This is a genomic window from Pseudomonas sp. B37(2017) (assembly GCF_002112885.1).
Lineage (GTDB): Bacteria > Pseudomonadota > Gammaproteobacteria > Pseudomonadales > Pseudomonadaceae > Aquipseudomonas > Aquipseudomonas paraglycinae.
Genome location: NZ_NEIX01000001.1, coordinates 781,529 through 807,594 on the forward strand (window position 1 = coordinate 781,529; position 26,066 = coordinate 807,594).

Genomic DNA, 26,066 nt, shown 5'->3' on the forward strand with positions numbered 1-26,066 from the left:
AACTCAGTCGGCGCCGGGGTTGGCCAGCGTACTGTCGGTACGGATTTGCCGGCCTTCGCCGACGCGCCGGGTCAGGCCCAGCCGATCGAAGTATTCGAGGATCTGAATACTGCGCTTGCGTCCCAAGCCTAGCGCATCGCGGAATGCCGTGACTTCGATCTGTGGATTTTCTTCGGCCAGGCGCAGCAGGACTGCTGCCATTTGCCGCAGCGTGATGTCGGTGACAAACAGGTCGCGCACCACTTGATGCATCACGCCGAGGCGCGCCAGTTTGCGCAGCAGCAAACGCACGATCGCATCTTCCTGACCGACGACTTTCGCCACATCACGAACCCACGGCGGATCGAAACCAGCCTGCTCGAACAATGGCTGCAGCGCCTGCCACAGGGTTTCGTCGTCGGCGCTCAGGCGCACCTGATGATCTGGCAAATGCAGCCACGGGCCGCTGGCGACCAGTGAACCGGCGCCGAGCAGTTCTTCCAGCAGGCTGATGAAGGTCGCGCGTTCGAGGCTCAAACCGCTGAAACGCCGCAGACGGTCGCGGTCCGGGCCCATCTGATCGGGCTCCAGCTCATGAAAGCGCGCCAGCTGTTCCAGCAAAGTGAACTTGAGCATGCCCCAGCGCTGCGCATTGAACAGCACCGGGCCCTGACGGGTTTCGATCAGGCGAACGTTTTCCGGCAGTGACCAACTGTCACGCGGACGATTGAACTGGCGCTCCAGGCGCTGCGGATCGAGGCCGCTTTCGCTGTATTCCAGCAGCGTCGGTAAAGCCTGTTCCAGCTCGGAGCTGATCGCCAGCACACGCAGTTGCGCCAGCCGTTCCGGGCTGCGCCGTTGGCGGGCCGGGGCGAAAGGATCGAGCACACGCCCGCCGCCGAGCGTTCGCTGGGCGCTGGCGTCACGCAGGATCAGCGGATCACCGTGGACGCCGTGCACCGGGACGTTGGTCAGCAGTTGCGCAAACATGCGCTCGCCAGGTGCCAGGCTTGAACCCTCCAGCAAGGCGACCCGGGCGATCACGTCCTGCGTGCCGAGGTGCAGGTGCACTGGCTGGAAGTGCTGGAAAACCCGCTCGCCCGACAGCAGCCGGAATTCGATATCCAGCCGCTGGGTCGGTGCGTGCAGCCATTCGGCGAGCAACCATTGGCCGCGATGGATCTGCCCGAGTTCCAGACGATCCGCGCTGATGTTCAGGGCCACACGCTGGCCGGCGAAGGCTTGTTCGGCGGCTTGATTCTGCGCGTGCAGGCCCCTGACCCGCACGGTTTTGCCCGCCGGGCCGAGGCTGAGTTTGTCACCGATCGCAACCGAGCCCGAAAGCGCCGTCCCCGTCACCACGATACCGGCGCCGGCGACACTGAACGCGCGGTCGATGGCCAGGCGAAACCCGCCTTCGCGACTGCGCTCCTCTGCGTCTATCTCCAGCAATGTCTGGCGCAGCGCATCGACGCCCACGCCCGTCACGCTGGAAACCATCAGCAACGGTGCTTCGGCATAGGGCCCGGTTGCCAGCAGGCTTTCAACTTGCCGGCGGACCTCTTCTACCCTGCCCGCCTCGACCCGGTCGCACTTGGTAATTGCCACCAGCGCCCGTGGAATGCCCAGCAGCTCGACTATCGCCAGATGTTCGCGGGTCTGCGGCATCACGCTGTCATCCGCCGCCACTACCAGCAACACCAGATCGATGCCTTGGGCTCCGGCCAGCATGTTGTGGGTGAATTTCTCGTGGCCCGGCACGTCGATGAAACCGGTCAGCCCGGCGCCGGGCGCCAGTTCTGCGTACAGATAACCAAGGTCGATGGTCATCCCGCGTTCGCGCTCCTGCGGGCGGCGGTCGCCGGTTTGCCCGGTCAGCGCTTCGAGCAGTGACGTCTTGCCGTGGTCGATGTGCCCTGCCGTGCCGACGATCACGTTTGCAACTGCCCGAGTTGCGCCTGCCACGCCGGCTCATCGTCGAGTTGCCGCAGATCCAGCCAAAGCGCATCGTCATCGATACGCCCGAGCACCGGGATCGGCAACGCGCGCAGCGCGGCCTCAAGATTGAGCAAACAACGCCCGCGCAGGCGCTTCGATACTTGCGGGCGCAGGCACAATGCCGCGCTTGGCAGACGCGCCACCGGTTGGCTGCCGCTGCCGATCATGCCCAACGCGGGCTCCGCCGAGACGGTCCAACCCTCGCCCAACAACTCGGACAAGGCCGGTTGCAAACGTTCGGCCTGGGCCAGAATCTCGGCTTGCGGGCGGGTCAGCAGGCGCAGGCTCGGCAAGCGCTCGGCCAGCCGATCCGGGTTGCGATAGAGTCCGAGCACGGCTTCGAGTGCGGCCAGGGTGAGTTTGTCGACCCGCAACGCGCGTTTCAGCGGGTTCTTCTTGATCTTCGCGATCAGGTCCTTGCGCCCGACGATCACTCCCGCCTGCGGCCCGCCGAGCAATTTGTCGCCGCTGAAGGTGACGATGTCGGCGCCATCGAGCAGCGCCTGACGCACCGTCGGTTCCGCCGGCAGACCCCAGCGGGTCAGGTCCAGCAGGCTGCCGCTGCCAAGATCTTCCAGCAATGGCAGATCATGCCGATGGGCCAATGTCGCCAGTTCGGAGGTCGGAACCCGGGCGGTGAAGCCTTCGATGCTGTAATTGCTCGCGTGCACGCGCATGATCAGGCCACTGCGTGGGCTGATTGCCGCCTCGTAGTCGCGGGCGTGGGTGCGATTGGTGGTGCCGACCTCGTGCAGGCGCACGCCGGCGCGGCTCATGATGTCGGGGATGCGGAACGCGCCGCCGATCTCGATCAGCTCGCCCCGGGAAATGATGCCTTCCTTGCGCGCGCCGAGGCTGTTGAGGGTCAGCAGCACGGCGGCGGCATTGTTGTTGACCACGGTCACGGCTTCGGCGCCGGTCAGTTCGCGGATCAGGCCTTCGATCAGGTCGTCGCGGTCACCGCGCTTGCCGCTGGCCAGATCGAACTCCAGATTCAAGGGATAGCGCGCCGCCAGTTGCACCGCTTCAATGGCTTCTTCGGGCAACAAGGCCCGGCCGAGGTTGGTGTGCAGCACGGTGCCGGTCAGATTGAACACCCGGCGCACCTGGCTGCGCTGCTTCAGCGCCAGACGTTCGGCGACTCTCCCGGCCAGCGCTTCAGGGCTGATTTCAACGGCGGTCAGTTGCCCCGCCACCACGGCTTCGCGCAAGTCATCCAGTAACTGGCGAAACCCCGTCAACAGCGCCTCACGCCCATAACGCTCGGCCAATGGCTGGCACGCCGGGTGGCGCAACAGGCTGTCAATCGACGGTAACCGCAGGGCAACACTTACGGACATCAGGCACTCCCGAAATCGAAATACGCCTGATGATGTTAGACCACCCTGCTTCTAGCGCAGCGCGGCCCTCTGAACCGGCACATAGGTTTGACTCAGGTCCGTGGCCCAGCCATCGAGTACGGCCTTGACGTTATCGGGCGTCATGACCTGTTTGTCGTTCTCCAGCGGCACGCCCTTGCCCTTGCGCACCACCTCGGCCACGACCTCCCCGGTCGAACCGTCCTCGAAGGACACTTCCGTGGCGATCTCACTGTCCCGGTCACGAATGCCTGTAGCGGTGCTCACACCGGCCGCGACCAGCGTCACCGGCAGCCATTCATAAAAACGCAGGCCCTGAGTACTGGCGGCAACCTGGGTGATGGCCGGTTTGACGATCAACGTGTTCGGGCCGGGTTTCGATGCCAGCGGCAGCACCTTGCCCAGCTCCAGTCTGAGGGCTGCATCGTAGTAATGCGTCACGCCCGACAAGGTGCTTTGCGGAATACGCTGCGAAGGCTGGGGCCGTGGATAAAACTCGCTCGGCGCCAGGTAAACCTGGGTGTAACGGCCCCTCGCCAGAGTCGGGCTGACCCAACTCAGAATCTTCTGCCCCGAAGCAGTCTGCCCTTCCTTGAGCACGCTGTAATCCCGGAGAAACCCGGCCTGCGGCTCCGCCGGTAGCTTCTTGCTGCTGCACGCCGACAGGCTGAGGGTGGCGGCAAACAACACGGCCAGTGAGCGATGGTTACTCATCGAGGGTGTTTCCTTTTTCAGGCGTGGACGTGGTTGTGCGGGGTGTTATCGGAGCATTCGATGCGCAACTGGCCGTGGGTCATGATCCATTGGATGAATTCGGCGGTAGGAATCGTGTGCAGGTATTCGACCCAATGGGCCTCGGTCGGGCTGAACCGTTCGAAATAGCGGCGCAGGATCAACTGACTCTGATCGTTGGCCAGCCCCAGGCACGTCTCCTGGAACAGGATCGGCGTGTCCGGGCCCGGTGCGGTGGTGCGCTGGGTCAGGATCAACGGGCGCACGGCGCCATGGTCCCGGGTGATGTAGCCGCTGTTCATGTCCTTCATGTTGAGCCCCCTTGGTTGGAAGGCGTGCAGAGTGCCTGCGGATGTTTGCCCGACGATGTCCGGCTGATGTCCGCGCTGAAGGAATGTTGCAGGATTGAAATATATGACCGGCGCATCGAAATGGTTTTAGATGCGCTTCTTTTTGGGTTCATGGATTGCGCAAACGTGAGCAGATTGCTGATCGTCGATGACGACGGGGAAATTCTGTCCTTGCTGAAGAAGTTCTTCGTTCAGCACGGTTATCAGGTCGATGTCGCCGCCCATGGCGAGGCCATGTGGGCGGCCATTGCGCAGGCGCGGCCGGACACGATCATCCTCGACCTGATGCTGCCCGGCGAAGGCGGCCTTAGCCTGTGCCAGAAGGTCCGGGCGCAGATGGGCATCCCGATCATCATGCTCACGGCCATGGCCGAGCTGAGCGACCGGATCGTCGGCCTGGAATTGGGCGCCGACGACTACCTGACCAAACCCTTCGCCCCGCAGGAGTTGCTGGCCCGGGTGCGCGCCCTGCAACGTCGGGTCGGTGAGAACACGCCGTCCGGCACCGAGCCTTCACGGCCGGTCATGGCCTTCGCCGGTTGGCATCTGGACATCACCTGCCGTGAACTGCGCTCGCCCGACGGCGTGATGATTCCGATGTCCGCTGGCGAATTCGACCTGCTGCTGGTGCTGCTCGAACACCCGCAACGCATCCTGACCCGCGAACAACTGATAGACCTGACCCACGGTCAGGGCCACGACGCCTATGACCGCAGCATCGACGTGCAGATCAGCCGGCTGCGGCGCAAGATCGAACCGGACAGCAAACGCCCGGACCTGATCCGTACCGTGCGCAACGGCGGCTACATGTTCACCGCCAAGGTCAGCCGCTCATGATCGGCCGGATGCTGCGGCGCGACACCCTCAGCCGGCGGATTGCCCTGACAATCGTCGCGGCCATGCTCGCTTCGCTGCTGCTCAATGCGCTGTTCGTTCAGGTCGCCGGCATCTGGGCCCGGCCGCCGATCGAGCGCACCGGGCTGCTTGAACAGATCGCCGCCACTACCCGAGTGATCGAAGCAGCGCCGGCAAGCTTGCGCCCGCAACTGGCCAGCGCCGCCAGCAGCCCGATGCTTGAGGTGTTGTGGAAACCCCGTCGAGTCGACTTCGGTCTGCCGGGGGAAGGCGCGCAAGTCGAGGCAGGAAAGATCCCGGCGCTGCGGCAATTGCTTGGCGATGACCGGCAGATCGACGTGTTCAACCCCGACGACTGGCCCGCCGGCAGCCCTAGCGCGCATTACATGGCGCTGGTGCGGTTGGCGGATGACAGCTGGCTGTCGTTCACGCCGCCGGAGCGCAGTTGGGGCTTGAGTCTGAACGTGCGGATTGCCGTGATCGTTGCCCTGGGGCTGGTCGCCACGTTGTTGGTCGCCTGGCTGGCCACACGCCAACTGGCCCAGCCGTTACAGCGCTTTGCCCATGCGGCGCGGCGTTTTGGTGGGGACCTGAAAGCGCCGCCGATCCATCTCGAAGGCCCGCACGAAATCCGTCAGGCCATCGTCGCCTTCAACACGATGCAGGCGCAGATCCAGCATTTCATTGGCGAACGCACCCACATGCTCGCCGCCATCTCCCACGACTTGCGCGCCCCGCTGACCCGGATGCGTCTGCGCAGCGAATTCATGGAAGACCTCGACCATCAGGGCAAACTGATCCGCGACATCGAGGAAATGCAATCGATGATCAACGCCGCCCTGGCGTTCTTCCGGGAAGACACTCACCTGGAGCAATCCACCGCGTTCGATCTGTCGGAGTTGCTGCAAACCATCGTCGATGACTACCGCGATCAGCACATCGACATTGGTTTCATCGGTCCGGCACACGTGGTGTACGACGGCCGGCCGCTGGGCATCAAACGGGTCATCGTCAATCTGCTGGATAACGCCGTGAAATACGGACAGCGCCCGAGTGTGGTGCTCAGTTGCGATGACGCATCGATTCGCATCGAGGTCATTGACGAGGGGCCGGGAATTCCCGAGGACGCGCTGGAGCGGGTGTTCGATCCGTTCTTCCGACTCGAGACCTCGCGCAACCGCGACACCGGCGGCGTCGGGCTGGGTCTCTCGGCGGCACGGGGGATCATTCGGGAACAGGGTGGCGAGCTGAGTCTGCGCAATCGCCGCAGCGGCGGCTTGCGCGCACGGGTTGAGCTGCCGCATCGCTGAGGCTTATTCGTCGCCGGGCGCCAGCAACAGATTCGGCGCCAGACGCTGATAACCGTCCTGAGCCAGGCGCATGTCGAGCAACAGGCTGCCCAGATCCGCCGACAGCGCCTCGCCCTCCCCGTCGTTCTCCAGATACAGCAACTTCAGGTAGCTGTTGCAGCCCGGACAGACTTCGGCGCGCAACGGCGCCTGATTGGCGCCGTGGCGGTCATCCTCGAGGCTCAGGTATTCAAGCCCTTTGCTCTGCTCGCAATACACGCACTTGACCCGCACCACATGCCATTCGCAGGCGCACAGCGAACACACCAGATAACGCAGGCCGTTGTGCTTGCCGCGATGGCGGATCACCCCGGCCATGGCCGGCGAGCCACAGGCCGGGCACTGGCTGAGGCTGTCGCCGGGCGTCAGTTGCAGGTTTGGTGCGCTGAGCAGCCAGTGACTCCACGCCGCTTGCAATGCCGCCCCGAGAAACGGCACCAGCGCCGCCGGCACCAGCGAATACTGGCCGCTGACCAGCGCCACCGCCCAGGCGCGCAACTGGCCGGGGCTGGCAATACGCAGTTTGGTCACAGCTTCGACCACCGCTGGTTGTTCGGGAGCGACATAGCGCTGGAGCAAGGCTTCGAGATAAAGCTGCCAGGCGTCTTCGCGAATCAGGGTGTCGGCGGCGAACGGCGGCATGCCGTGTTGCCGACAGACTTCCAGCCGCTGTTCATCAAGCGGCGCGGTCGAGGGCGGATCATCGAGGATCTGCTGCTGGACCCGGCACAAACCGGCAATCAAGCGCAGGTAATCGGCCAGCGGATGCCCTTCGGCCAAACGTTCCAGACGCTGGGCGCGCAGCATGAACAGGTTGTGCGGCGGCAGGTGCAGAAACGGCGGCGAACTGGCCGCCGCTTCGATTTCTCCGGGTTCGAGGATGGTTGGCAACTGTCAGCCCTTTTTCGTGACCGGTCGCTCTGGCGGATTTTTGCTTTCCACCTCGCGATACCAGAGTGCATGGTGTTTCCTGGCCCAGGCGCGACTGACCCATCCGTGCATCATTGCGTCCACCGAGCCCTTGATCCAGATCCCGGCATAGATGTGAACGATGATGCTCAGGATCAGCACAAACCCCGCCAGAGCGTGCAGCAACATCGCCCAGCGGATCGTGGTGATGCCGAAGTAATGACTGAAATATGCGCGCCAGATCACCAGTCCCGTGAACAGCAATCCGAGCATGCACAGCAGTAAAGTCCAGAACAGCAGCTTTTGCCCGGCGTTGTACTTGCCCACCGCCGGCACGGTTTCCTCGTCGTTGACCAGCACCCGGTCAATGCGTCGCAGCCACTTCCAGTCGTTGTCGATGAAGAAGTTCGAGCGCCAGAAACGGAACACCAGGCCAAGGAAGAACACGAACATCAGCACGCCCATGAACGGGTGCAGGATCCGCGTCCACGGCCCGCCGCCAAACAGGTGGGTCAGCCAGAACATCGACGGATGAAACAACGCCAGCCCCGACAGCCCGGCCATGAAGAACAGGATCGCCACCAGCCAGTGATTGGTGCGTTGGTTGGCGGTGTAGCGCAGGATCGTCTTGTTGCTCATGGCCGGCCCTCCTCGCGTGGGTCGAAGGTGTGCACCGCCGGATCGACGACGTGCACCGAGGTGTCGGGCGGTTCGGGATGTTCATCTTCCTCGACCCGGTTCGGGCCGATCCGCACGTAATGGAAGAACCCGGCCAGCACCGCCGCGCCCATGGCCAGCAACGCCAGCGGTTTGCTGATGCCTTTCCACAGGCCCACCAGCGGACTGATCTCGGGATTGTCCGGCAGACCGGCGTAAATTTTCGGGGTGTCGGCGTGGTGCAGCACGTACATGACGTGGGTGCCGCCGACGCCTGCCGGGTCATACAGGCCAGCGTTGTCGAAACCACGGCTTTTCAGGTCGACGATGCGTTCGGCAGCGTGGGTCTTCATGTCGTCCTTGGTGCCGAACACGATGGCGCCGGTCGGGCAGGTTTTCACGCAGGCCGGTTCCAGCCCCACCGCCACCCGGTCCGAACACAGGGTGCATTTGTAGGCCTTGTGATCTTTTTGCGAAATGCGCGGGATGTTGAACGGGCAACCGGTGATGCAATAACCGCAGCCGATGCAGTGGTCCTGATCGAAATCGACGATGCCGTTGGCGTGCTTGATGATTGCTCCGGGGCTGGGGCACGCCGCCAGGCAACCGGGCTCGGCGCAGTGCATGCAGCCGTCCTTGCGGATCAGCCATTCGAGGTTACCGGCGTCGGTTTCGTGCTCGGTGAAGCGCATCAGCGTCCATGAATCGGCGCTCAGATCCTGCGGATTGTCGTAGGTGCCGTGGTTGTGGCCGACCTCGTCGCGCAGCTCGTTCCATTCCGAGCACGCGACCTGACACGCCTTGCAACCGATGCATTTGGTGGTGTCGATCAGCTTGGCCACCTGTTCCTGGCCGCGTATCGAAGGCGCCGGGGTCGTGGTGGCCGAGCGGGCAATGATGTCTTGGCTGGCCATCTAAAGATTCTCCATCAGAGCTTCTCCACGTTGACCAGGAATGACTTGGATTCCGGGGTCTGTGTATTGCCATCGCCGAGGAACGGCACCAGGGTGTTGGTCAGGTAACCGTGGCGCGTCAGGCCGGTGAAACCCCAGTGCAGCGGAATGCCGATCTGGTGCACCACCTGATTGTTGACCTGCAACGGCCGGATCCTTTTGGTCACCACCGCCACCGCTTCAATGAACCCGCGTTTGCAGCTGACCCGCACCCGGTCGCCGGCAGCGATGCCCTTCTCCTTGGCCAGCACTTCGCCGATTTCCACGAACTGCTCGGGTTGGGCAATCGCGTTCAACTTGCAGTGCTTGCTCCAGAAGTGGAAGTGCTCGGTCAGCCGGTAGCTGGTGGCGGCGTACGGGTAATCCTTGGCCACGCCGAGGCTGTCCCACACCGAATCGAAGATCCGCGCCGCCGGGTTGCTGGTGGCTTTCTTGTTGTCCGGATGCAGCGGGTTGATGCCGATCGGCGTTTCGAACGGCTCGTAATGCTCGGGGAATGGCCCTTCGTTCATCTTGTCGACGGCGAAGAACCGCGCCACGCCTTCGGGGTTCATTATGAACGGGTTCATCCCGGCTTCCGGCGGCACGTCGGCCTTGTAGTCCGGCACGTCGGTACCGCCCCACGTCTTGCCGTTCCACCAGACCAGGCGTTTTTTCGGATCCCACGGCTTGCCCGCGACGTCCGCCGAGGCGCGGTTGTACAGAATCCGCCGGTTGGCCGGCCAGGCCCACGCCCAGCCCTGATGCTGATGCATGCCGTAAGGGTCGTTGTTGTCGCGGCGGGCCATCTGGTTGCCGGCTTCGGTCCAGCTGCCGCAGAAGATCCAGCAGCCGGACGCGGTGCTGCCGTCATCCTTGAGCTGGGCGAACCCGGCCAGTTGCGAATTGCCCTTGATCGCCGCACCCGTGGCGTCGGTGAAGTCAGTGGTGGCGTAGCCGTTGACCTCTTTGGCGATCTCTTCCGGCGAGGGTTCTTCGGCGATCTTGTACGGCCACGACAGTTTCAACAGCGGATCGGCGAATTTGCCGCCCTCGGCCTGATAGCGCTCACGCAGGCGCAGGAACAGTGCACTCATGATCTGCACGTCGGTGCGCGCCTCGCCGGGGCCGTCGGCACCTTTCCAGTGCCATTGCAGCCAGCGGCTGCTGTTGACCAGCGAGCCGTCCTCTTCGGCAAAACAGGTGGTCGGCAGGCGGATCACTTCAGTCTGGATGTCAGCGCTCTTCACATCGTTGAACGGCCCGACGTGTTCCCAGAACTGCGAGGTTTCGGTGGCCAGCGGGTCCATCACCACCAGCCATTTCAGTTTGGCCAGTGCCGCCATCACCCGGTTCTTGTCCGGCAACGCGGCAATCGGGTTGAAGCCCTGGCACATGTAGCCATTGACCTTGCCCTGCCCCATCAGATCGAACACCTTGAGGATGTCGTAGTTGGGGATGTCGAGCTTCGGCAAGTAGTTGTAGGCCCATTGGTTTTCGGCGGTGGCATTGGCGCCGTACCAGGCTTTCATAAGGCTGACGTGGAACTTGCTGTAGTTCTGCCAGTAGGACAATTGCCCCGGACGTAGCGGTACTTGCGTGCGTTTATGGATGTAGGCCGCGTAATCCTGCTCGGCGTCGGTCGGCAGGGTCAGGTAACCCGGCAGCGCGTTGGACAGCAGGCCGAGGTCGGTCAGGCCCTGAATATTCGAGTGCCCGCGCAAGGCGTTGACCCCGCCGCCGGGCATGCCGACGTTGCCCAGCAACAGTTGCACCATCGCTGCGCTGCGGATGATCTGCGAGCCGATCGAGTGCTGGGTCCAGCCCAGTGCATAAAGAATCGTCATGGTCTTGCCCGGTGCCGAGCAAGTTGCGATTTCCTCCCAGATCTTTTTCATTGCATCGACCGGCATGCCGCAGATCTGGCTCGCCAGGTCGATGTTGTAGCGGCTGTAATGCTGCTTCATCAGTTGATAGACGCAGCGGGGGTCCTGCAGGGTCGGGTCGACTTTGACGAAGCCGTCATCCCCCAGTTCGTAACCCCAGGTGGATTTGTCGGTGTAGCTGCGTTTGGCCGCGTCGTAGCCGGTGAACAGTCCGTCCTCGAAGCCGAAACCGGCTCTGACGATGAACGACACGTCGGTGTAGTTGCGCACGTATTCGTGCTGGATCTTGTCCTCGGTCAGCAGGTAATTGATCAGCCCGCCCATGAACGCGATGTCGCTGCCGGTGCGGATCGGCGCGTAGTAATCGGCCACGGACGCGGTCCGGGTAAACCTCGGATCGACCACAATCAGCCGCGCGGCGTTGTGCGCCTTGGCTTCGGTCACCCATTTGAAGCCGCAAGGATGGGCTTCTGCTGCGTTGCCCCCCATCACCAGGATCAGATTCGCGTTGGCGATATCGGTCCAGGTGTTGGTCATGGCTCCACGGCCGTACGTCGGGGCAAGACTTGCCACCGTCGGACCGTGTCAGACACGCGCCTGGTTATCGAACCCCAGCATGCCGAGACTGCGCACCACCTTGTGGGTGATGTAACCCGCTTCGTTGGACGCCGCCGACGCCGCGAGGAATCCGGTGGTCAGCCAGCGATTCACTGTCTGCCCTTGCGCGTTCTGCTCGACGAAATTGGCATCGCGGTCGGCCTTCATCAGGTCGGCGACGCGGTCGAGGGCTTCGTCCCAGGTGATCCGGGTCCATTCGCTGCTGCCGGGCTTGCGCACCTGCGGGTACTGCAAGCGGCCGGGGCTGTGAATGAAGTCCAGCAGGCCGGCGCCTTTCGGGCACAAAGTGCCGCGGTTGACCGGGTGGTCGGCGTCGCCCTCGATATGGATGATGTTTTGCGCAACGTTCTTCGCGGCATCGCCCTGGCTGTACATGATCAAGCCGCAACCGACCGAGCAATACGGGCAGGTGTTGCGGGTTTCATGGGTGTGGGCAAGCTTGAAGTGGCGCACCTGCTCGGCGAAGGCCTGCGTCGGGGCCATGCCCAACGCGCCCAGGCTAGAGCCTGCAAGGCCGATACCGGCGACCTTGAAGAACTGACGACGGCTGAGATCCATCGTGCACTCCTGATCAGGTGGAACCCGGTACTTGAGCCGGGTTTGTTCTGGACAACCACGGTTGCGGCAGACGAGTGCCGACTTTTTCACTGTAGACAACGCCCCGGTCGTCTGTGTAAAAACCGACCGTCGGCCATTCATCGGTCACAAGTTCGCGCCCACAGGGGATGGGGGTTTATCATCGCCGGCACGACCCATCTCCGCCTTCAGAGACCGCGCATGACTTTCGATTTTGATCAGGTATTCGACCGCCACGACACCGGCAGCACCAAGTGGAGCCGCTACCCGGCCGACGTGTTGCCGATGTGGGTCGCTGACATGGATTTCGCCGCGCCGCCGGTGGTCATCGAGGCGCTGCAACAACGCCTGTTGCACCCATTGGTTGGCTACAGCGTGGCCCAGGACAACCTGCGCGAGGCCATCGTCGCCGACCTCTGGAACAAGTTCGCCTGGCGGGTCAAAACGCAGGAGCTGATCTTCCTGCCAGGTGTCGAATCGGGTTTCAACATGGCGCTCAAGGCGCTGGTGCAACCGCAGCAGAACGTCGTGGTGCAAACCCCGAACTACCCGCCGCTGCGCCATGCACCGGGCCATTGGGGGCTGAACAAGGTCGAGCTGGAATTCAACGCCCAGGCCGACGGCAGCTACGCCACCCCGCTGGACGCACTGCGTGAATCCCTGACCGGTGGCGGCGCCCTGCTGCTGAGCAACCCGCACAACCCGATCGGCAAGGTCTTTGGCCGTGAAGAACTGCAAGCGGTGGCGGACATCTGCATGGCGCAGGATGCCTGGATCATCTCCGACGAGATCCACGCCGAGCTGTGCTACGACGGCCGCGTACACATTCCGACCGCCTCCCTGAGCCCGGAAATCGCCCGGCGCACCATCACCCTGATGTCGGCGAGCAAGGCCTACAACATTGCCGGCCTCAAGACCTCGTTCATGATCATCCAGGACGCCGCCCTGCGCGAACGCGTCAACCACGCCCGCTGCGGGATGGTCGACAGCGTCAACCCGCTGGGCATGGAAGCCACGCGCGTGGCCTACAGCGAGGCCGGCCCATGGCTTGAAGCGCTGAAACACTACCTGCAAGCCAACCGTGACTGGCTGGTGGACGCCGTGCGCAACCGCTTGCCCGGCGTGACCATCAATGTGCCGCAAGGCACGTATCTGGCCTGGCTCGACTGCTCGGCGCTGGATCTGGACGACCCGCAGAAATTCTTCCTGGACCACGCCCGCGTCGGCCTCAGCCCGGGCCTGGATTTTGGCGATCACAGCCAGCAGTTCGTGCGCCTGAACTTCGGCTGTCCGCGTTCGATGCTGGAAGAAGGCATTGCGCGAATGGAGCAAGCCCTCAAGTCCCGGTAATCAAGTCAGGGCGAACCCAAGCGTCAATCCGATCGAACTCACCGCAAACGGGCCGGGTCAACCGGCCTACCTGCCCTGAGACCCGGAGATTGACGATGACTGACTATCCAAAACCCCCGTTCCCGAAACAGGCGCAAGCGGTTCCTGGCTCCCAGCGCAAGATGGAGCCCTACCCCGATTGCGGCGAGCAAAGCTACACCGGCTCCGGTCGGCTGGCCGGCAAGATCGCCCTGATCACCGGTGCCGACAGCGGCATCGGCCGTGCGGTGGCCATTGCCTTCGCCCGCGAAGGTGCTGACGTAGCGGTCGCCTATCTGAATGAACATGAAGATGCCAAGGAAACTGCGCGCTGGGTCGAGCAGGCCGGTCGCCAGTGCCTGTTGCTGCCCGGTGATATTGCCCAGAAAGCCCAGTGCCAGGCGTTGGTGGATCAAACTGTCGAGCGCTTCGGCCGCGTCGACGTGCTGGTCAACAACGCGGCCTTCCAGATGACCCACGAAACTTTCGAGGAGATTCCCGACGACGAATGGGTGATGACCTTCGACGTCAACATCACCGCGATCTTCCGCCTGTGTCAGGCCGCCATCAAACACATGGGCCCCGGCGCTTCGATCATCAACACCAGTTCGGTCAACTCGGACATGCCCAAAGCCACCCTGCTCGCCTACGCCACCACCAAAGGCGCCATTGCCAATTTCACCGGCGGACTGGCGCAGATGCTCGGCCCGCGGGAGATCCGCGTGAACTGCGTGGCACCGGGGCCGATCTGGACGCCCCTGATCGTCTCGACCATGCCGGATGAGGAAGTGCAGAACTTCGGCGAGCACACGCCACTCGGGCGGCCCGGCCAGCCGGTGGAAGTCGCGCCGATCTACGTGCTGCTGGCGTCGGATGAAGCCAGCTACATCACCGGCCAGCGCTATGGCGTGACCGGCGGCAAACCGATGCTCTGAACCGTCTGCCGAAAAAAGTGAACCGCTGGGCAAGACGGCCTCTCCATACCTTCATGGCCCGTTCGGGTTGCGAGAGATCAGGAGGTCGTCATGTCCGCACCTATCGTCAAGCTCTTCACCCAGCCGAACTTCGCCTGGACCGACATCCGCCGCGAAGAAGAGGCGCATCCGCGTCATTACCTGGCTCACCTGTTGTTGCTGGCCCTCGTCCCGGCGGTGTGCCTGTTCATCGGCACCACGTATGTCGGCTGGAGCCTGGCTGTGGGTGAAACCGTCAGGCTCAGCAGTGCCAGCGCCTTGCAGCTGAGTGTCCTGCTCTACATCACCATCGTGGTCGGCGTGGCGATCATAGGCGGATTCATCCGCTGGATGTCACGGACCTTCGATGCCCGGCCGACGCTCAACCAGTGCATCGGTTTCGCGGCGTATACCGTCACCCCGTTTTTCCTTGCCGGTCTCGCCGGCCTGTACCCGAGCCGCTGGCTGGCGGTGCTGGTGCTTGGCGCGGCCTCGATCTATTCGACGTTTCTGTTGTTCGTCGGCCTGCCGACCTTCATGCACGAGCGCAAGGAACAGGGTCTGCTGTACTCGGCCAGCGTCTGGGGTGTCGCGCTGCTGGTGCTGGTAACGTTGTTGGTGTCGATGATTCTGCTGTGGTTCAACGTGCTGACGCCGGAATACCTGCGCACACCTGTGAGCTAGGCCGGTCATGTCGCGGCGGCATCCAACCGGCGCGGCGGGCTGCCCGTCGTGACCTTCATCATTTGGGTCGCCGTGCTCGGCGCCGTGCTGCTGACCCTCGCCCTGACGTCGTCCTACCTGCGCTGGATGCCGGTGACGACGTCGGCGGTGTGCCTGTTGCTGGGTATCGGCATCGGTCCGGTCGGGCTTGATCTGCTGGAGTTGCCGCTGGATAAAGCCTCTAAGTGGATGGAACACCTGACCGAAGTCGCGGTGCTGTTTTCCCTGTTCGTCTGCGGTTTGAAGCTGCGTTTGCCGCTGCGCGACAAGCGCTGGCGGATCGCATTCGGCCTGGCGGGCCCGGTGATGGTCTTGACCATCATCGGCGTGTGCCTGCTGTTGCACTTTGGCCTGCACATGCCGTGGGGGCCTTCGTTGCTGATCGGCTCGATCCTCGCCCCGACCGACCCGGTGCTCGCGGCGCTGGTGCAGGTCAACGATGCGCGGGACGTCGACAGCGTACGGTTCGGCCTGTCCGGTGAGGCCGGGCTCAATGACGGGATAGCCTTTCCCTTCGTGATCCTCGGCCTGTTACTGCTGAACGGTGAAGGTTTTGCCGCCGAATGGCCCGACTGGGTGCTGCGCAGCCTGCTCTGGGCCGTGCCCGCCGGATTGCTCTGCGGTTACTGGATGGGCCGCGGCATCGGCCGCCTGACCTTGTCACTGCGCATCCGCAACGATGACAGCACCCTCAGCCCCAACGACTATCTGGCGCTGGCGTTGATCGCGCTGGCCTACGTGGTGGCCGAATCCATTGGTGGCTACGGGTTTCTGTCGGTGTTCGCCGCCGGCCTGGGGTTGCGGCAGGAGGAAGTCAAATCCACCGGTGCCCACCAACCGCCCGCCGAGCATCTGGTGCAACCGGTGGTCGGCCATCAGAACGTCGAGCCGCAGCACGCGGTGCACGGAGATACCGAACGACTGGAAGACAGTCAGGTGGCCGCCGGCATCATGATGGGCGACATGCTCGCCTTCGGCGGTCTGGTCGAGCGGGCGATGGAGGTGTTTCTGGTCACCCTGCTGGGCGTGGTGCTGGTCAGTCACTGGGACTGGCGGGCGCTGTTGGTCGGCGGCGTGCTGTTCTGTGTCATTCGCCCCGTCTGTGTGGGGTTGATGCCGTGGGGATCGCTATTGGCGGGACGCCAAAGATTGCTGATCGGCTGGTTCGGCATTCGTGGCATCGGCAGTCTGTTCTACCTCTTCTATGCGCTGAACCATGGGCTGGGCGACAGCGTGGCCACGCTGTGTACCGACCTGACCCTGTCGGTCGTGGCGCTGAGCATTCTGCTGCACGGCGTCAGCACCCAGCCGATTCTCGCCCGCTACGAGCGGCGTCAAAAACCGGGCAAACCCGAAGAGCGCGGTGGTGCTTCAACTGCCCGGGTTGGTCACCTGAATGTAGAAGGCATAGCTGCCGAGCAACATCCAGAACGTGGCAAAGATCCACGGCGTACGAATGGAAAACAGCAGTGACTTGCGATACCCCTTGTGGCTCGACTCCATTTCGCTGAACAGCGGCGATTCGTCATACGCCAGGCCCATCAGGGGTTCGCTGCGCAGCAATTCACTCTGCTTGAAATGCCAATGATCGATGATGTCGTAGGCGGCACGAATCCCCGGCCAGGCATTGAGCGAACTGAGCAGGCCGAGCAAGGCCAGAAACGGTGGCACCACCAGGGTGAACAACTTGCCCCACTCGGGGTTGAGGTTGGCCATGCAGGACGCGAAGGCAATCACCAGAAACGATTGCGCCGCCAGGTAGGCGTCGGTGCGGTTGGCCAGGATGCTGGTTTCGTACTGGATTTCCCGTCGGTAGAAATCCAGCCGCTCCTTGGGTGAACCGAACATTTTGGCGTTATGTTCGTTCAGGGTTTCTTCGGCGGTCGGTTGAGTCAGTATGCGTGGCACGGGAAGCGCTCCGTAAACAAAGCGTTTGGAGGCGTCACGTCTCGGACAAGTTCAGCCCGATTGTGCCCCCGGTTCACTTCATCGACTGGGCAATGATCTCTACAAGATTCAGCTGATTGAACGGTTTCGACAGTCGCGGCAAGCCCGCTGCAAAACCTTCGAGGCGCTCGGCATAACCGGTGGCGAGGATGATCGGCAGGTCCGGCTTGAGCAGGCGCACGGCATGAGCCAGTTGCGCGCCGCTCATCTGCGGCATGGCCATGTCGGTGATCATCAGATCGATGACCTCGCCCTGATCGAACAGCTCCAGCGCCTGGGCACCGGAGGTGGCGCTGATCACGCGATGGCCGAGGTCTTCCAGCAGCAGGACCGTGCTGGTGCGCACCAGACTGTCGTCGTCCACCACCAGTACGCTGAGGCGCGGCACTGTATCGGTGGACACCATCGGGCCAAGCGGTTTGGCGACAACGCCGTCGACGGCCACCGGCAACCACAGTTCAGCGGTGGTGCCCTGCCCCTGGGTGCTTTTCAGAATGAAGCGGCCGCCCAGTTGTTCGATGAAGCCATGAACCATCGACAACCCCAGCCCGGTGCCCTTGCCCAAGCCTTTGGTGGTGAAAAACGGATCGGTTGCCGACGCCAGCGTGTCAGCGTCCATACCCTCACCGGTATCGGTCACCCTCAGGCAGACATAGCGCCCGGCCGCCATTGTCGAATCGTGCTGTTCAAGCACCACTTCGGGTTCGGCACTGATGGTGACGCTACCGCCGTCGGGCATGGCGTCGCGGGCGTTGGTCGCCAGGTTGAGCACCGCAAGCTCCAGTTGGTTGCTGTCGGCCAGCACCGCTTGCAGGTCTTCGGGAAACTGCGTTTCGATGCGAATCCCCGGCCCCAGTGAGCTGCGCAACAGCCCGGTGATGCCCTGCACCAGTTTCGGGATTTCAATTGGTTCGGTCTTGAGCTCCTGACGCCGGGCGAAGGCCAGCATGCGCTGGGTCAGCGACACGCCGCGCAATGCGCCCTGCGTGGCGTTCTCCAGCAGACGGCTGACTTTAGGGTCGTCGCCCACGCGTTTGCGCACGATTTCCAGGTTGCCGAGAATCACCGTCAGCAGATTGTTGAAGTCATGGGCGATGCCGCCGCTGAGTTGGCCGATAGCCTGCATTTTCTGCGCCTGGAACAACGCTTCACGGGTTTTCTCCAGAGCCTGTTGCGCCTGGGTAGCCTCGGTCACGTCGCGGGTGATCTTGGCAAAACCGAGCAAGGTGCCGGTGTCGCCGCGAATCGCATCGACCACCACATGCGCCAGAAACCGCGTGCCATCCTTGCGCAGGGGCCAGCTCTTGTTCTCGAAACGGCCCTCGCGGACCGCGGTTTCCAGGGCACGCTGGGGTTCACCGGCCTCACGGTCTTCCGGGGTGTAGAACATCGAGAAATGCTTGCCGATGACCTCATCCGGCTTGTAACCCTTGATCCGCTGGGCACCGGGGTTCCAGTTGGTCACCCGGCCTTCGGGGCTGAGCATGTAGATCGCATAGTCGGTGACACCCTGCACCAGCAGACGAAACTGTTGTTCGCTCTGCTTGAGGGTTTCTTCGGCCATCTTGCGGTCGGTCAGGTCGCGGGTGATCTTGGCAAACCCGAGTAGTTGCCCGCTCGGGCTGAAAATCGGATCGATCACCACGTGGCACCAGAAATGCGTGCCGTCCTTGCGTACCCGCCAGCCTTCACCCTCGAACCGGCCCTCGCGGATCGCCGTATCCAGCGCCCGTTGCGGTAAACCGTTGGCACGGTCTTCATCGGTGTAGAACCGGAAAAAGTGTTCGCCGAGGATCTCCGCCTCTTCGTATCCCTTGAAGCGCTTGGCGCCCGAGTTCCAGCTGGTAATGATCCCCTCGGGGTCGATCATGTAGATCGCATAATCAACCACCGCATCGATCAGCAAACGAAAGCGCATCTCTTCGATCGCAGCGGACTTCTTGTTCTCGCTCATCAGGCTTGGCTCAAAACAGTTTTTCAATCACTGGAGTATGCGTCAAACCGGCGGATTGGAAAGCTGCTTCTGTGAGACCAAGTTGCCACCAGCGCGGCAACAATTGCTGGATCCGGCTTTCGGCAAAGCGATCATCGATCAGCATCACCACGCCGCGATCCTGCTGGGTGCGGATCACCCGTCCGGCGGCCTGTACCACTTTCTGCACGCCGGGGAACAGGTAGGTGTAGTCGTAACCGGCACCAAAGATCGCGGCCATGCGCCGCTTCATCTGTTCATTGACCGGGTTGAGCTGTGCCAGCCCGAGGGTGGCGATGAACGCGCCGATCAGCCGCGCGCCGGGCAGGTCGATGCCTTCGCCGAACGCGCCGCCGAGCACGGCAAAACCGACGCCCTGGCTGTCGGCGGTGAATTGATCGAGAAATTCCTGGCGCGCCCCTTCGGTCATGCCCCGGGATTGCTGCCAGCGGGTGATGTGCGGGTGCCGCTCGGCCAGCAACTGCGCGACCTGTTGCAGGTAATCGAAACTGCTGAAGAACGCCAGGTAGTTGCCCGGACGTTCGCTGAACTGGCGGGCGATCAGCTCGACAATCGGCTCCAGCGATGCCTGACGGTGCGTGAAACGCGTGGAAATCCGGCTGACGATCTGCACCTGCAATTGTTCGGCGCTGAACGGCGACTCGACATCGATCCAGACCGTGTCGGCCGGCGTGCCAAGCAAATCCGCGTAATAGTGGCGCGGGCTGAGGGTTGCGGAAAACAGCACGCTGCTGCGCGCCGCCTTCAGACGCGGGCCGACGAACGCCGCCGGCACCACGTTGCGCAGGCACAGTTGTGACAGCGGGCGTTTGCGTTCGAGGTCGCGTTTGCTGATGTCGAACAGGTAATGCGCGTCGAACAGTTCCGCCACGCGGCCGAATTGCAGCATTTCGAAATAGAAGTTCTGTAACGCGCTGTCGAGCCCTTGCGGGTGATCGTTGAGGTAGTCGCCAATGCTCGCCGTGCAGGATGAAAGCGCCTGCAACAGTTTTTCCGGCGCCTTGTCGTAGGCCTGATACGGCGCCAACTGGTCATTGTGCAGGGCGTTCCATTCGCGGTTGACCCGTTGCAACGATTTCTTCAACGCCTCGGGGGCGGTTTTGCGCACGCTGCCCAGTGTCGCCTGATCGAGGGTGGCGCTGTACATCTGCCGCCCGCGCTCGACCAGGTTATGCGACTCGTCCACCAGCACCGCCACGTTCCATTGATTGAACTGGGCCAGACCGAACAGCAGCGCACTGAAATCGAAGTAATAGTTGTAGTCCGCCACCACCACGTCGGCCCAGCGGGCCATTTCCTGGCTCAGGTAGTACGGACATACCCCGTGCTGCGTCGCGACGTCGCGCAGCGCGGCCTGATCCAGCAGACGCAATTGGCTGGCGGCTTCGCGGGCAGCGGGCAAGCGGTCGTAAAAGCCCTGGGCCAAAGGGCAGGACTCGCCGTGACAGGCCTTGTCCGGGTGCTCGCAGGCCTTGTCCCGGGCGACCATTTCCAGCACCCGCAGGGGCAAGGTTTCGCTGTGATCGAACAGCACTTGCGCCGCATCCAGCGCCAGTTTGCGTCCGGGTGTCTTGGCGGTGAGGAAGTAGACCTTGTCCAGTTGCTGCGGCGCCAGCGCCTTGAGCATCGGAAACAGGGTGCCGAGGGTCTTGCCGATCCCGGTCGGGGCCTGGGCCATCAGGCAGCGGCCGGTGCTGACGGCCTTGAACACCGATTCGGCGAGGTGACGCTGGCCGGGGCGAAACGCAGCATGAGGAAACCCCAGTTGCTGCGCCGCCCGGTTGCGCGCGTCGCGGTGGGCCATTTCCTGTTCGGCCCACGCAAGGAACAGACCGCACTGTTGTTCGAAGAACTGCCGCAGCGCTTCGGCGCTGAACGCCTCGACCAGACAGGTTTCCTTTTCCGTGACGATGTCGAAATACACCAGCGCCAGATTGATCTGCTCAAGCTGCAATCGACAGCACATCAACCAGCCGTAGATTTTCGCCTGGGCCCAATGCAGCGAACGGTGATTGGCCGGTTGCTTGCTCAAATCGCCGCGGTAGGTTTTGACTTCTTCCAGGCAGTTCTGCGCCGCGTCATAGCCGTCCGCCCTGCCCCTGACCTTCAACGACCCGAATGCGCCCTCTAGCGCCACTTCGCTCTGGTACGCGTCGTTGCGCCGGGACGCCACGGTGCGATGCCCGGCAATCCCCTCCAGCGCGGTCGGTGACGGAGTGAAGCGCAAGTCGAGGTCACCGGTTTTCGCGGTGAACTCGCACAACGCCCGCACCGCGATGCTGTAGCTCAAGCGCCCTGCTCCGCCCATTGCACGTAACACACGGCGACCGGCATCCGGTGCGTGTTGCAGAACTCCAGCCAGCGCAGTTGGTTGTCCTGCAAGCGATCGCCCGGGCCTTTGACTTCGATCATCCGGTAGGTCTTGTGCTGCGGCCAGAACTGGATCAGGTCGGGCATGCCGGCACGATTGGCCTTGATGTCCACCAGCAGACGGCTGAACCAGTGCTTGAGGTGTTCGGCCGGCAGACACGCCAGCGCCTGTTCCAACAGATCTTCATTGAGTGCGCCCCAGAACACGAACGGCGACTGCACGCCCCATTTGGCGGCGAACCGCGCGCGAATGGTGTCGGCATAGCGACCATCGTCGAGTTCGGCGAGACAGGCCTGAAACAGCTCGGCGCGTCGGGGCTGGAAGTCTTCGTTGAGCAGATCCACCGGCCCGCGTTGGAACGGGTGAAAGAATGCGCCCGGCAATGGCGCGAAGATCGCCGGCCAGCACAGCAGGCCGAACAGTGAATTGATCAGGCTGTTTTCCACGTAATGCACCGGCCCTGTTTCTTCATGCAGGTGCGCCTGAACGTGATATTCCACCGACAACGCCGGATCGAGACGCGGCAGGTGCAGGTCCAGCCGCTCCACCAGGCCGGGTGCCGTGCGCTTGATGGGTGGCCCGCCGAGCTTGCGCCGCAGGCGCGGCAAAACCCGTTGCAGGCCCTGCTGTTCGGTGGCGGTTTCCGGCGCCTGCTCGGCAATGACTGCCAGTTCCAGAGCCAACGCATATTCGGTGCTGCGCTCCAGCACGCGGATCATCCGCAATCGGGCGCCGGGATAGGCGCATTCGCGATAGATCTTCAGCGCCAGAGCGAATTCGCCGATGCGCTCGCAGTATTGGCCGATCTGGAACAACAGCTTGCCGCGCCGGCGTTGCAGCCACGGGTTGTCGAAATGCAGCGCCGCGACCTGCTCGACGATCGGCTCCAACGGCTCACCGGCTTCGAAATACAGCTGGCAGTCGTGCAGAAACAGGCAGGCATCGACGTCGGCACGGCTGCGCAAGCCCCGGGAATCAGCGCTGAATTCGACTTTTTCATAAGTGAAGATACCGAGGTCGGCGAGCACAAATTCCGACCAGTCCTGATAGAGGTTGCCGAAGAACATCAGGCGAAAACGGTCGCACAGGTCCATCAGTGTCAGGCTGAACAGCCGATCCGCCAGCGTTGGGCACCATTGCAGGAAACTGCGGGACTCGGGGAATTGTTCGTGTAGCTGCGGCAACCAGTCGACCTTCTTGCCTTTAGGCTGATCGATAGCCGGGCCGAAGGCTTGCAGGATCTCGGCCTTGAGCAGCACCTCGAACAGTTCCGCCATCGACAACGGCGCCTGTTCATCGAGCCAGCCCTGCGCCAGCAGCGGTTGCGCCGCCTCGGCGATGTCGCCGATTTCCGGATAATTCAGCTTGCCGGCACGAAAATGCACACCCTTGCGCATCACCATCCGCACCAGCAATCCCTGGGATCCGCGCGGCAGTGCCTTGAAGTCGCGGATGAAGGCGTGCTCCGCTTCGCTCATTACATCGGCGTAACGAAGCTCAAGCCAATCAAGCACCTGGCGGAAGTTGTTGAGGTAATAGAACGGATCGTCGAGGGGATTGGCAGTCACGGTGATTTCGGGGCCATGGCAAGCGAGTACTGGTTATGCGTACAGATACCAGCCTGACCCGGCGGGCGCAAACGGAAAAAGATCAATGGCACCTTCATTGCGGATTTTTTCAGGTGGCCATCGAACTTTTCCCGGCGTAATGGCACCAACCGCGTTAGAGGCCGACAATGGTCGAAATGAACAGGAACGCTGCTTATGAAAATCAAGACTCTCGGGATTCCGTTGGCTGTTGCAGCCCTGCTGACCCTGGCCGGTTGCTCGACCCCGACGGTGGTCACCCTGCAGAACGGCACCCAGTACCTGACCGAGGACATGCCCGATACCAAAAACGAGGACGGCTTCTACGAGTTCAAGGATATTTCCGGCGCCAAAGTCCGCGTACGTGCCGACGAAGTGGCCACGGTGCGCAAGGAAGACTGACGGTTACCCCATCAAAAAAGGCTGCGTTCCTGTAGGAGCGCAGCCTTTTTTGCATTGATCAGCGGGGTAATGCCATGCCCGGGAGGGAGCCGTCGCAGTTCAGCGCGCGCTCGCCGCGCCGGACCATTTCTTCCTGCAAGCGCTGGCAGCGCTGACGCTCCTGCTGCGCCATGCGATCGATGCTCAGGTTGCCGGTCATCTCCGGCTCATTGTTTTCGCCGATGCGAACGGTCACGAACGGTTGTTCGGGCTGGATATGAAAGCGGCTTTTCTCTTCGACGGGTTTGACGTCATCACTTTCGGCCGGTTTTGGCAGTTGATCGGTGGTGACGCCATAGCGGCTCAGAATCGAGCTGTGAGGCAGATCAGCCCAGGCATTGGCCGACAGCAGCGCCAGTCCCGCGATACCGAAAAACCTCTTGAAACCTTTCACGTGTGAATCTCCTGTACTCGTTGGCGACCCTTAGATGACGAACGTTGCCGTCATGGCTTTAGGCCGCATTTCCTGTTGGTGCAGGGATTGGAGTCAGGGAATGGCTGGTGAGTCACTTTCAATACCGCGTTATCGTTCAATCGCGAGCAGGCTCGCTCCCACACTTGACCGAGTACCGGCCTTTTGTGGGAGCGAGCCTGCTCGCGATGGCGCCCTTGCAGGCGCCCCAAACGTCAGGCGATCACAATCCCGTCGGCACTCAGGCTGTTCAACGCAACCCCGACCAGCGTTACCGAATCAGCGCCGAATTTCAGCACCGTATCCTGCCCCACCGCCGTGGCATGGGCGCGGAAGTCGTCGTTGGGCAATACGCCCTGCACGCCGAGGAACACCAGTTTGTCGTTGGCGGTGTAACCCACCACGCGATCCTGGCCGAACGCGCCGCTGAACAGGAAGGTATCCGCCCCGCCGCCCGACTCCATCAGATCATTGCCGGCGCCGCCGACGAACACGTCGTTGCCCGTCCCGCCGATCAGATGGTCGTTGCCGTCCAGACCGAACAGCCAGTCACCGCTGGCCTTGGCCTTGAGGGTGTCGGCGCCGCCGGTGCCCTTCACGCTCGATTCGTACTGGGTGACGTTGTTGCCGACCTTCAGACCGGTCGCTGTGACGCTGTGGGTCACGTCGTCCTTGAACAGGCCCCAGAGGAAACCCGGCTCCTTGGTGACGATGCTGCCGATGTCACGGGTGATGCTGATTCCGCCGTTTGCATCGCGGATGTACAGGTTGCCGGCGCCGTCATTGGCGAAGTCGAAGCTATTGACCGACTTCTGCAACTCCAGGGTGTTGTTGCCCGAGCCGCCGAGCAGGATGTTGTAGCCCCCACCGTCGCGGAACGTGTCGTTACCGGCGCGGCCCTCCAGATAATCGTTGCCGCTGCCGCCCTGGATCAGGTCATTGGCGTCGCTGCCGATGATAAAGGTGCTGCCCTTGTGGGTTTCGGCGTTGCGGTTCAGATCCTGCACCCAGGTGTTGGCCCGCGCCGGATCCGACAGGTTGGCGACGATGATCGTCGAGTCCTTGCTGGTCAGGTCGTAGAACTTCGACTCGATCACCCGGTTCATGCCGTCGCCGTAGGCGGTCGGCAGGTGCGAGATCCAGGTCGGAATGTTGACGATCGAGAACGGCAGCACGTTCCACGCCGCCGAGGCGTAGTGGTCGTTGAAACTGACGATGTTGTCGGTCGCCGACTCCTTGGGCGCGTCGTGTACGCCGAGCGAGGCGCCGGTGAAGGTCGAGCCGTCGAGGGCGCGGAACACCGGATCGTTTTCGTAGCCGACGTTGAGCACCTTGTCGGTGCTGCTCTGGGTTGGCGAGGCGTAGGCGATGTAGTTGGAGTCCTGGAAGAACCCGCCCCATTTGCTGGTGCTCAAGTCCGCCATGCTGTTGACCGCCAGCCCGCCGAGGCTATGACCGCTGACCAGCACGTCCTTGCCGGTCAGGCCGTTGGCCTTGGCAAACGCCACCACATCGTTCATCAGGTTGCCGAAGGCTTCGCCGACGTAGTTCTTGGCGTAATCCTTGGGCCCGAATGCAGCGAGCAAGTCGTTGATCACGTCACCGATGGAATCGCCGATCAGGATTTCCCGTGGGCCGCTGGTGCCGCGAAAGGCGATGCCGATTTCCGTCAGATGGCCCTGAGCGTCGTATTTGCCGAGGATTTCCACTTGGGCGCTGGTGTAGCCGGCCTTTTCGCCGAAGAAGGTGCCGCGCGCATCGGTCTTGCCCTCGTAACCCAGTTGCGAGGCGGTGATCGGGGTCCAGCCGGCTTTTTGCACCGCGTCGAGTGCGGCTTTTTCCGAATCGGGGTTCCACGGAATGCCGGGAATCACCCCTTGGGAATCCGTGCCGCCGATCAGCGCGGTCACCAGCGTGGCCGGCAGGCCGAGGCCGAAGCCGTTGTGCTGATAACCAACGGCGAAGCCGTTATCGAGGTTGTGGTAGGAATACAGCGTAATGGCCATGGCGTCGCTGAACAGCGCCTTGGATTCCGCAGTACCGAAATTCTTGTAGTCATACACACCCATTGCT

General features: G+C 62.7%; 21 protein-coding genes. 7 read left to right on the plus strand and 14 right to left on the minus strand.

From position 1 onward, the window contains the following. Window positions 1-3: 3 nt before the first annotated feature. Genes selB through CAF90_RS03605 form a run of 4 tightly spaced genes read right to left on the minus strand, consistent with a single transcriptional unit; the run spans window position 4 to window position 4,378 of the window. Window positions 4-1,914 carry a selenocysteine-specific translation elongation factor gene (gene selB / locus CAF90_RS03590; RefSeq protein ID WP_085603685.1) on the minus strand — a complete coding sequence of 637 codons (1,911 nt, stop codon included), beginning with the start codon at window positions 1,912-1,914 and terminating at the stop codon, window positions 4-6. Then, window positions 1,911-3,317, minus strand: coding sequence for an L-seryl-tRNA(Sec) selenium transferase (gene selA, locus CAF90_RS03595; protein WP_085603688.1), 1,407 nt, complete (start codon window positions 3,315-3,317; stop codon window positions 1,911-1,913). The genes selB and selA overlap by 4 nt, the downstream gene beginning before the upstream one ends. Window positions 3,318-3,368: 51 nt before the next feature. Next, window positions 3,369-4,049 (minus strand): DUF3313 domain-containing protein, encoded by a 681-nt coding sequence (locus tag CAF90_RS03600; RefSeq protein WP_085603692.1) that lies wholly within the window; start codon window positions 4,047-4,049, stop codon window positions 3,369-3,371. Between the two features lie 17 nt (window positions 4,050-4,066). Continuing rightward, entirely contained in the window at window positions 4,067-4,378 is a 312-nt protein-coding gene (locus CAF90_RS03605) for a hypothetical protein (protein ID WP_007951398.1), read from the minus strand. A gap of 150 nt (window positions 4,379-4,528) precedes the next feature. On the opposite strand from CAF90_RS03605, the gene CAF90_RS03610 reads away from it, so the two are divergent. Beyond that, window positions 4,529-5,254, plus strand: coding sequence for a response regulator (locus tag CAF90_RS03610; RefSeq protein WP_064381617.1), 726 nt, complete (start codon window positions 4,529-4,531; stop codon window positions 5,252-5,254). Continuing rightward, window positions 5,251-6,582 carry an ATP-binding protein gene (locus tag CAF90_RS03615; protein ID WP_085603696.1) on the plus strand — a complete coding sequence of 444 codons (1,332 nt, stop codon included), beginning with the start codon at window positions 5,251-5,253 and terminating at the stop codon, window positions 6,580-6,582. Before CAF90_RS03610 ends, CAF90_RS03615 begins: the two co-directional genes overlap by 4 nt. A gap of 3 nt (window positions 6,583-6,585) precedes the next feature. Here the strand turns inward: CAF90_RS03615 and fdhE are convergent, their stop codons facing one another. Genes fdhE through fdnG form a run of 4 tightly spaced genes read right to left on the minus strand, consistent with a single transcriptional unit; the run spans window position 6,586 to window position 12,181 of the window. Beyond that, entirely contained in the window at window positions 6,586-7,512 is a 927-nt protein-coding gene (gene fdhE / locus CAF90_RS03620; protein WP_085603699.1) for a formate dehydrogenase accessory protein FdhE, read from the minus strand. Window positions 7,513-7,515: 3 nt separating this feature from the next. Then, a complete protein-coding gene (locus CAF90_RS03625) occupies window positions 7,516-8,169 on the minus strand; it encodes a formate dehydrogenase subunit gamma (RefSeq protein WP_085603702.1) in 654 nt (217 codons plus the stop codon). Then, window positions 8,166-9,101 carry a formate dehydrogenase subunit beta gene (gene fdxH / locus CAF90_RS03630; RefSeq protein ID WP_085603705.1) on the minus strand — a complete coding sequence of 312 codons (936 nt, stop codon included), beginning with the start codon at window positions 9,099-9,101 and terminating at the stop codon, window positions 8,166-8,168. The genes CAF90_RS03625 and fdxH overlap by 4 nt, the downstream gene beginning before the upstream one ends. Window positions 9,102-9,115: 14 nt before the next feature. After that, the gene (gene fdnG, locus CAF90_RS03635; protein ID WP_139834462.1) at window positions 9,116-12,181 is read right to left on the minus strand and encodes a formate dehydrogenase-N subunit alpha; all 3,066 of its coding nucleotides are present in this window, start codon (window positions 12,179-12,181) and stop codon (window positions 9,116-9,118) included. 219 nt (window positions 12,182-12,400) lie between these two features. Here fdnG and CAF90_RS03645 point away from each other — a divergent pair, with 219 nt between their 5' ends. The 4 genes from CAF90_RS03645 to CAF90_RS03660 all read left to right on the plus strand — a co-directional run bounded on the left by CAF90_RS03645 (window position 12,401) and on the right by CAF90_RS03660 (window position 16,716). Beyond that, window positions 12,401-13,549 (plus strand): MalY/PatB family protein, encoded by a 1,149-nt coding sequence (locus CAF90_RS03645; protein WP_085603711.1) that lies wholly within the window; start codon window positions 12,401-12,403, stop codon window positions 13,547-13,549. Window positions 13,550-13,644: 95 nt separating this feature from the next. Continuing rightward, a complete protein-coding gene (locus CAF90_RS03650; RefSeq protein WP_085603714.1) occupies window positions 13,645-14,502 on the plus strand; it encodes a glucose 1-dehydrogenase in 858 nt (285 codons plus the stop codon). A 90-nt stretch (window positions 14,503-14,592) separates the two neighbouring features. Continuing rightward, window positions 14,593-15,204, plus strand: a complete 612-nt coding sequence (locus tag CAF90_RS03655; RefSeq protein WP_085603717.1) for a Yip1 family protein — start codon at window positions 14,593-14,595, stop codon at window positions 15,202-15,204. Between the two features lie 48 nt (window positions 15,205-15,252). Continuing rightward, window positions 15,253-16,716 carry a sodium:proton antiporter gene (locus CAF90_RS03660; protein WP_085603719.1) on the plus strand — a complete coding sequence of 488 codons (1,464 nt, stop codon included), beginning with the start codon at window positions 15,253-15,255 and terminating at the stop codon, window positions 16,714-16,716. On the opposite strand, the gene CAF90_RS03665 is transcribed toward CAF90_RS03660, so the two are convergent. The 4 genes from CAF90_RS03665 to CAF90_RS03680 all read right to left on the minus strand — a co-directional run bounded on the left by CAF90_RS03665 (window position 16,615) and on the right by CAF90_RS03680 (window position 23,122). Beyond that, window positions 16,615-17,151 (minus strand): hypothetical protein, encoded by a 537-nt coding sequence (locus CAF90_RS03665; RefSeq protein WP_007951411.1) that lies wholly within the window; start codon window positions 17,149-17,151, stop codon window positions 16,615-16,617. The two genes, CAF90_RS03660 and CAF90_RS03665, sit on opposite strands and share 102 nt — an antisense overlap. A gap of 73 nt (window positions 17,152-17,224) precedes the next feature. Further along, a complete protein-coding gene (locus tag CAF90_RS03670; protein ID WP_085603723.1) occupies window positions 17,225-19,144 on the minus strand; it encodes a PAS domain-containing sensor histidine kinase in 1,920 nt (639 codons plus the stop codon). Between the two features lie 10 nt (window positions 19,145-19,154). Next, a complete protein-coding gene (locus CAF90_RS03675; protein ID WP_085603725.1) occupies window positions 19,155-21,473 on the minus strand; it encodes an ATP-dependent DNA helicase in 2,319 nt (772 codons plus the stop codon). Continuing rightward, window positions 21,470-23,122: a VRR-NUC domain-containing protein gene (locus tag CAF90_RS03680; protein ID WP_085603728.1), complete on the minus strand. Its 1,653-nt coding sequence runs from the start codon at window positions 23,120-23,122 to the stop codon at window positions 21,470-21,472. Before CAF90_RS03680 ends, CAF90_RS03675 begins: the two co-directional genes overlap by 4 nt. A 195-nt stretch (window positions 23,123-23,317) precedes the next feature. On the opposite strand from CAF90_RS03680, the gene CAF90_RS03685 reads away from it, so the two are divergent. Beyond that, window positions 23,318-23,542, plus strand: coding sequence for a YgdI/YgdR family lipoprotein (locus tag CAF90_RS03685; protein WP_011334101.1), 225 nt, complete (start codon window positions 23,318-23,320; stop codon window positions 23,540-23,542). 58 nt (window positions 23,543-23,600) lie between these two features. Here CAF90_RS03685 and CAF90_RS03690 read toward each other — a convergent pair whose 3' ends face one another. Continuing rightward, window positions 23,601-23,975, minus strand: a complete 375-nt coding sequence (locus CAF90_RS03690; RefSeq protein WP_085603731.1) for a hypothetical protein — start codon at window positions 23,973-23,975, stop codon at window positions 23,601-23,603. Between the two features lie 233 nt (window positions 23,976-24,208). Continuing rightward, window positions 24,209-26,062, minus strand: coding sequence for a polyurethanase (locus tag CAF90_RS03695; protein WP_085603734.1), 1,854 nt, complete (start codon window positions 26,060-26,062; stop codon window positions 24,209-24,211). Between the last annotated feature and the right edge of the window lie 4 nt (window positions 26,063-26,066).